The organism is Brevundimonas sp., from assembly GCF_036677305.1.
GTDB lineage: Bacteria > Pseudomonadota > Alphaproteobacteria > Caulobacterales > Caulobacteraceae > Brevundimonas.
In genome coordinates this window covers 1-5720 of sequence record NZ_JAKFEB010000022.1, presented here as the reverse complement: position 1 = coordinate 5720, position 5720 = coordinate 1, and the positions used below count along the sequence as shown (strand labels likewise).

Annotated in this window: 6 protein-coding genes; all 6 read right to left on the bottom strand. The window is 67.0% G+C overall.

All coding sequences use genetic code 11. From position 1 onward, the window contains the following. Positions 1-173 (bottom strand): RNA methyltransferase PUA domain-containing protein (locus V6M42_RS01360; RefSeq protein WP_332676631.1); only part of this gene is annotated, 173 nt, incomplete at its 3' end. A 180-nt stretch (positions 174-353) separates the two neighbouring features. Then, positions 354-1517, bottom strand: coding sequence for an acyl-CoA dehydrogenase family protein (locus V6M42_RS01355; RefSeq protein ID WP_332676629.1), 1164 nt, complete (start codon positions 1515-1517; stop codon positions 354-356). A 167-nt stretch (positions 1518-1684) separates the two neighbouring features. Continuing rightward, a complete protein-coding gene (locus V6M42_RS01350) occupies positions 1685-3469 on the bottom strand; it encodes an acyl-CoA dehydrogenase C-terminal domain-containing protein (protein WP_332676627.1) in 1785 nt (594 codons plus the stop codon). Positions 3470-3471: 2 nt separating this feature from the next. Beyond that, positions 3472-3957, bottom strand: a complete 486-nt coding sequence (locus V6M42_RS01345) for a MerR family transcriptional regulator (RefSeq protein WP_332659730.1) — start codon at positions 3955-3957, stop codon at positions 3472-3474. A 118-nt stretch (positions 3958-4075) separates the two neighbouring features. Further along, complete coding sequence (locus tag V6M42_RS01340) at positions 4076-4498, bottom strand: DoxX family protein (RefSeq protein WP_332676625.1); 423 nt, start codon at positions 4496-4498, stop codon at positions 4076-4078. 313 nt (positions 4499-4811) lie between these two features. Further along, positions 4812-5720: protein adenylyltransferase SelO family protein (locus V6M42_RS01335; protein WP_332676623.1), on the bottom strand; the 909-nt coding region annotated here is incomplete at its 5' end.

Sequence of the window (5720 nt, the reverse complement as noted above, 5' to 3'; positions counted from 1 at the left end):
TTCTTGAGCACCTCGGCGATGACGCATCGCCACTCGCCGTCGCTGCCGTTGAAGACCAGCAGGCTGTCGCCGATCTTCAGCCGCATCACCTGGGTCAGGTAGCGCGACTGGTCGAGCGTCGGCATGACGGCGGCGTCGGGGGAGAGGGGCTGGGGAACGAACAGGCGGATCATGTGGATGGCATAGCGCGCACCATCCAAACCGTCATCCTCGGGCTCGACCCGAGGATCAGACGTTGTGCGCCTGTCCGGCAGGCGATCCGGCGCTGATCGAGCGGCTCGACCACTGAACACTGCGCGGGCGGACGGTCTGGCCCTCGGGTCAAGCCCGAGGGTGACGAGTGTCGGGGTGGCCTACAGCGTCCGCGCGATCAGCAGCTTCATGATCTCGTTCGTGCCGCCGTAGATGCGCTGGACCCGCGCGTCCTTGTACAGCTGGGCGATCGGATACTCGTTCATGTAACCGTAGCCGCCGTGCAGCTGCAGCATCTCGTCGATGACCTCGCCCTGGATGTCGGTGACCCAGTATTTGGCCATCGAGGCCGTGGCGGCGTCAAGCTTGCCCTGCAGATGCAGGCCCAGGCAGTGATCGACGAAGACCTTGGCCACGGTCAGCTTGGTCTTCACCTCGGCCAGCTTGAACTGGGTGTTCTGGAAGTCGATCACCCGCTTGCCGAAGGCCTTGCGCTCCTTGACGTAGGCCAGCGTCTCCTGAAGCCCGCGCTCGGCCGCGGCCACGCCCTGGACGGCGATGTTCAGCCGCTCCTGCGGCAGCTGCTGCATCAGCTGGATGAAGCCCTGGCCCTCGCCGCCGCCGATGATGTTCTCGGCGGGGACCTTCACGTCGTTGAAGAACAGCTCGGAGGTGTCGTTCCCCTCCATGCCGATCTTGTGCAGGTTCCGGCCGCGCTCGAAGCCCTCGGCGCCGTCGGTCTCGACGACGATCAGCGAGGTGCCTTTTGCGCCCTCGTTCGGGTCCGTCTTGGCCACGACGATGATGAAATTGGCCAGCTGGCCGTTGGTGATGAAGGTCTTGGACCCGTTCACCACATAGCCGTTGCCCTGTTTGATGGCGGTGGTCTTGACCCCCTGCAGGTCGCTGCCCGCGCCCGGCTCGGTCATGGCGATGGCGCCGACCAGTTCGCCCGACTGGAGCCGTGGCAGCCAGCGCGCCTTCTGCTCCTCGGTGCCGTAGTGCCAGATGTAGGGCATGACGATCGCATTGTGCAGCGAGATGCCGAAATGGTCCGCGCCCTTCCAGCCCAGCTGGCGCATCAGCACCACCTCGTGTCGGTAGTCGCCGCCCATGCCGCCGTCGGCCTCGGGCATGGACAGGCCCAGCAGGCCCGCCTCACCCGACTGGTTCCACAGCTCGCGCGGCACGCTCGAGTTGGCGATCCACGACTGCACTGCCTCGGGCGGCGCATGCTCGTCGATCCATTTGCCGACGCTGTCGGAGAAGAGGACGATCTCCTCCTCCTGCATGAATTCGGGCTCGGGGACGTTGAGGACGTTCATGGGCTCGCTCGGCGTTCTCCCTCCCCCTTGTGGGGAGGGTGGCCGCGAAGCGGCCGGGTGGGGGACGCTTGGCGAGGAAAAGCCGGCGGCTCTTTGCCGGCCTTGCCCCACCCGGTCGTCGCTTCGCGCCGACCACCCTCCCCATGAAGGGGAGGGAGACAATCAGATCAGAACGCCTCGGCGGGCATCTGCATCAGCACTTCCGCGCCCGTCTTCAGCTTGGCCAGATGCGCCCCCGTGTCGGGCAGGATGCGCTCGACGAAGTAGCGGCCGGTCATCAGCTTGTTGGCGTAGAAGGGATCGGTCGAACCCTCGTCCACCTTCGTCTGCGCCGCCTTGGCCATCTGGGCCCACATATAGGCCAGGGCCGTCAGGCCGAAGATGTGAAGATAGTCGGTGCTCGCCGCGCCGGCGTTGTCCGGGTTCTGCATGCCGTTCTGCATCAGCCACATGGTGGCCTCCTGCAGCTTCTTCTTGGCGTCGCCCAGGCCGTCGACGAAGGGCTTGATCGGGCCCTCGCCGCCGTTCTCCGAGACGAAGGCGTCGATGTCGGCGAACCAGCTCATGATGGCCCGGCCGCCGTTGGCCGGCAGCTTGCGGCCGACGAGGTCCAGCGCCTGGATGCCGTTGGCGCCCTCATAGATCATGGTGATCCGCGCATCGCGCAGATACTGCGACGCCGGGAAATGCTCGGTGTAGCCGCTGCCGCCGTGCACCTGCATGGCCAGCGAGGCGACGTGGAAGCCCTTGTCGGTCAGATAGGCTTTCAGCACCGGGGTGATCAGACCCATGTAGTCGCGGGCCTTGGTCGCCTCGGCCTCGTCGTTGGAGTGCTGCAGGTCGGCTTGCAGAGCGGTCCACAGGGTGAAGGCCTGGCCGCCCTCGACGAAGGCCTTGGCCTCCAGAAGCATGCGGCGCACGTCGGGGTGGACCATGATGGAGTCCGCCGGGCCGTCCGGGTTCTTCGGCCCGGTCAGGCTGCGGCCCTGCAGGCGGTCATGGGCGAATTCGACGGCGGCCTGATAGGCGGCGGTGCCGATCGACAGGCCCTGCAGGCCGGTGCCCAGACGCGCCTCGTTCATCATCACGAACATGGCCGCCATGCCCTTGTTCTCGGTGCCGACGAGCCAGCCCTTCGCGTTCTCATAGGCCATGACGCAGGTGGCGTTGCCGTGGATGCCCATCTTGTGCTCGAGGCCCGCGCAGGCCGCGCCCTCGTTGCGCTCGCCCAGCGAGCCGTCGTCATTGACGAAGACCTTGGGCACGACGAACAGGCTGATGCCCTTGATGCCGGCGGGCGCGCCCTCGATGCGGGCCAGCACCAGATGGATGATGTTGTCGGTGAAGTCGTGCTCGCCCGACGAGATCCAGATCTTCTGGCCGGTGATGTTGTAGCTGCCGTCGCCGTTCGGGACGGCCTTGGTGCGGATCAGGCCCAGATCCGTGCCGCACTGCGGCTCGGTCAGGTTCATGGTGCCGCCCCATTCGCCCGTCGCCATCTTCGGCAGATACTTCGCCTTCAACTCGTCCGAGCCGTTGGCGTTCAGGCCCCAGTAGGCGCCGGCCGTCAGGCCCGGATACATCGAGAAGGCGGCGCTGGCGGCGGCGGTCATCTGGCCGAACGCCATGGCCACCACGGCGGGCATCCCCTGGCCGCCATGCTCGGGCAGGGCCGACAGGGCGGGCCAGCCGGCGGCGACCATGGCCTGATAGGCTTCCTTCCAGCCCTTCGGCCCGGTGACCTTGCCGTCAACCCATTTGCAGCCTTCCTGATCGCCGACGCGGTTCAGCGGGGCGATGACCTCTTCCGCGAACTTCGCGCCTTCCTCGAGAATCTGGGCGACCAGATCGGCGGAGACGTCCTCGAAGCCGGGCTGGTTCGAATAGCGGTCGATCTCCAGCACCTCGTCCAGAATGAACGTCAGGTCGCGGACAGGCGCCTTGTAGGCCATGCTCAGGCTCTCGCTTTGAAGGGCTGATGGTGGGGATCGGGATTCAGCCGGGCCTTCAGCAGGTCGGCGTATTCCTCGGCGCCGGGCAGAAGGTCGGGACGGTATTCGCCCAGCTTCTTCTCCATGACGGCGCAGGCTTCCTCGGCCGTCTCGATGGCGGCGTCGAGGTCTTCGCGCTGCTGTTTCAGCGCGGCGATCTGGGCCCGGTGGCGGCGCAGGGCGACCGCCATCTGATGGGCGTTGTGATTGTCGTGGTCGTAGAGATCCAGCATTTCCTGGATCTCCTGCAGGGAGAAGCCGATGCGCCGGCCGCGCAGGATCAGCTTCAGCCGGGCCCGGTCGCGGGCGTCATAGACTCGCGTCTGGCCCTTGCGGGCGGGCGTCAGCAGCCCCTTGTCCTCATAGAAGCGCAGGGCCCGCGCCGTCGCGCCGAACTCGCGGCACAACTGGCGGATCGAATAGGTGCGATGATCGTCGGCGGTCGCCATGCACCCGTCATAACTTGACGTGCACGTAAAGGGAAGCCTTCAGTTCGGAGGGCGGAATTGAAAACGGCCGCCGGAGATGAACTCCGACGGCCGTCGTCGTATTCGGCAGGCAGTCGCCTTAGCGAACCTCGCGGGCCCGCATCCACAGGACCGGGGCCGTCATGGCGATCAGCACCAGATTGGTCACCGCCGGACCCACATCCATGCCGAAGGCGTGCAGTCCCAGCATGACGACTTCCAGCGCCAGCAGGCCCGATGCGGCCATGACCAGCAGCGGCCGGCCGTGCTTCCACGACACCAGCGGAGCCAGCACCAGGACGGCCAGGACGATCTCGGCGATGCCCAGGCCACGCACCATGTTCTCGCTCACCAGCGACGGCCAGCGCATCAGCTCGACCAGATTGGTCATCGGTTCGCTGAGCTTGGCGTAGCCGGCGCCGATGAAGAACATCACGAGCCAGCCCTGCAGCGTCCAGAGGGTCAGGTTGCGGTAGCTGGCGTTCAGGCGCGAGCGGGCGGGGGTGAGGGTCTGAGAAGTCATTTTTCTGACGCCGGGGAGGGCGCTCTTTTGATTTGCAACAGTCACGATGTCGGATTGCGCAAGCCATTCCGCAAGGGTGCGAAGCGTGACCGTAACCATCCGTGACCGCCTTCTGCGAGAGCTACGGGGCCGAAGCGTGGCCGTATGCATAATTCTCTGTAATGCGACGGGCGTTGAGGCCGGGTTAAGGTCAAGGTTGTGGCGGGCGGAGCACGGTTGCGGCTTCTGCATGGCGGCGGCTCCCCGGATCGGACGACGAAGCCGGCGGCGACCGGCCTCTCGTTCCTACCGCCACCCTGCTGCCAGCCTGCTGTCAGCAGTCCGTCAGGGCCCAGGCTTCGCCGGCCTCGCGAACCCGTTTGATCTTGCCCTGCAGCGCGCCCCAGTCGTCATCGTCGTCGATCGCCGTCCAGATCGCCTCGACCTCGTCGATCAGCATTTCCTCGGGCTCGGGCCGGGCGAAGTACGGATGCTCCAGCCGCTCGGGACGGTCGGGCTGGTGCTCGAACAGGGCGAAGCGGAAGGCGTCGAAGGTCTCGCCCTGATAGAGTTTCCCCCGCGGCCCGCCCAGCGCCCGGGCCGAAGAGGCGAAGCCCCCGAACCAGTCGAAGAACAGCGGCTCCCACCGCAACGCCTCGCCGCCTTCGCGCAGCAGCGCCAGGGTCGCATCCAGCAGCCGCTGGTCGGCGGCCTCGCCGAGGGCGTGCACGCCCAGTCGCGCCAGGAAGGCGGCGCGCAGTTCGCGGATATAGGCCGGGCCGAAACCGTTCAGGGCCTCGGTCAGGGGTTCGGCGTCGGCGGCCAGCTTCAGCGCCCCGCCCAGCTGGGTCAGGGCCCAGAACACCGCCTCGGGCTGCCGGGCGAAGGCGTAGAGGCCGGTCTGGTCGAAATAGGCGGCGGTGAAGCCGGGCTCGTAGTGCGGCAGGAACCGCCAGGGGCCATAGTCGAAGCTCTCGCCGGTGACGTTCAGATTGTCGGTGTTCAGCACCCCGTGGACGAAGCCCGCCGCGATCCACCGCGCCGTCAGCCGCGCCGACGCCTCGACCACGGCGCGCAGGAAGCCGGGCGTGTCTCCCGGCTCCACGTCCGGGTGGTAGAGGGCGCGAGCGTGCTCGACCAGCGCCTCGATCATGTCCTTGCGGCCCAGATAGGCCGCCCGCTGGAAGGTGCCGAAGCGGATGTGGCTGTGGGACAGCCGGACCAGCACCGCCGACCGCGTCGG

What these genes read in the sequence shown, in the direction of transcription:
- V6M42_RS01355 (WP_332676629.1), bottom strand. Translation starts at nt 1,517, where the DNA reads ATGAACGTCCTCAACGTCCCCGAGCCCGAATTCATGCAGGAGGAGGAG.
- V6M42_RS01350 (WP_332676627.1), bottom strand. Translation starts at nt 3,469, where the DNA reads ATGGCCTACAAGGCGCCTGTCCGCGACCTGACGTTCATTCTGGACGAG.
- V6M42_RS01345 (WP_332659730.1), bottom strand. Translation starts at nt 3,957, where the DNA reads ATGGCGACCGCCGACGATCATCGCACCTATTCGATCCGCCAGTTGTGC.
- V6M42_RS01340 (WP_332676625.1), bottom strand. Translation starts at nt 4,498, where the DNA reads ATGACTTCTCAGACCCTCACCCCCGCCCGCTCGCGCCTGAACGCCAGC.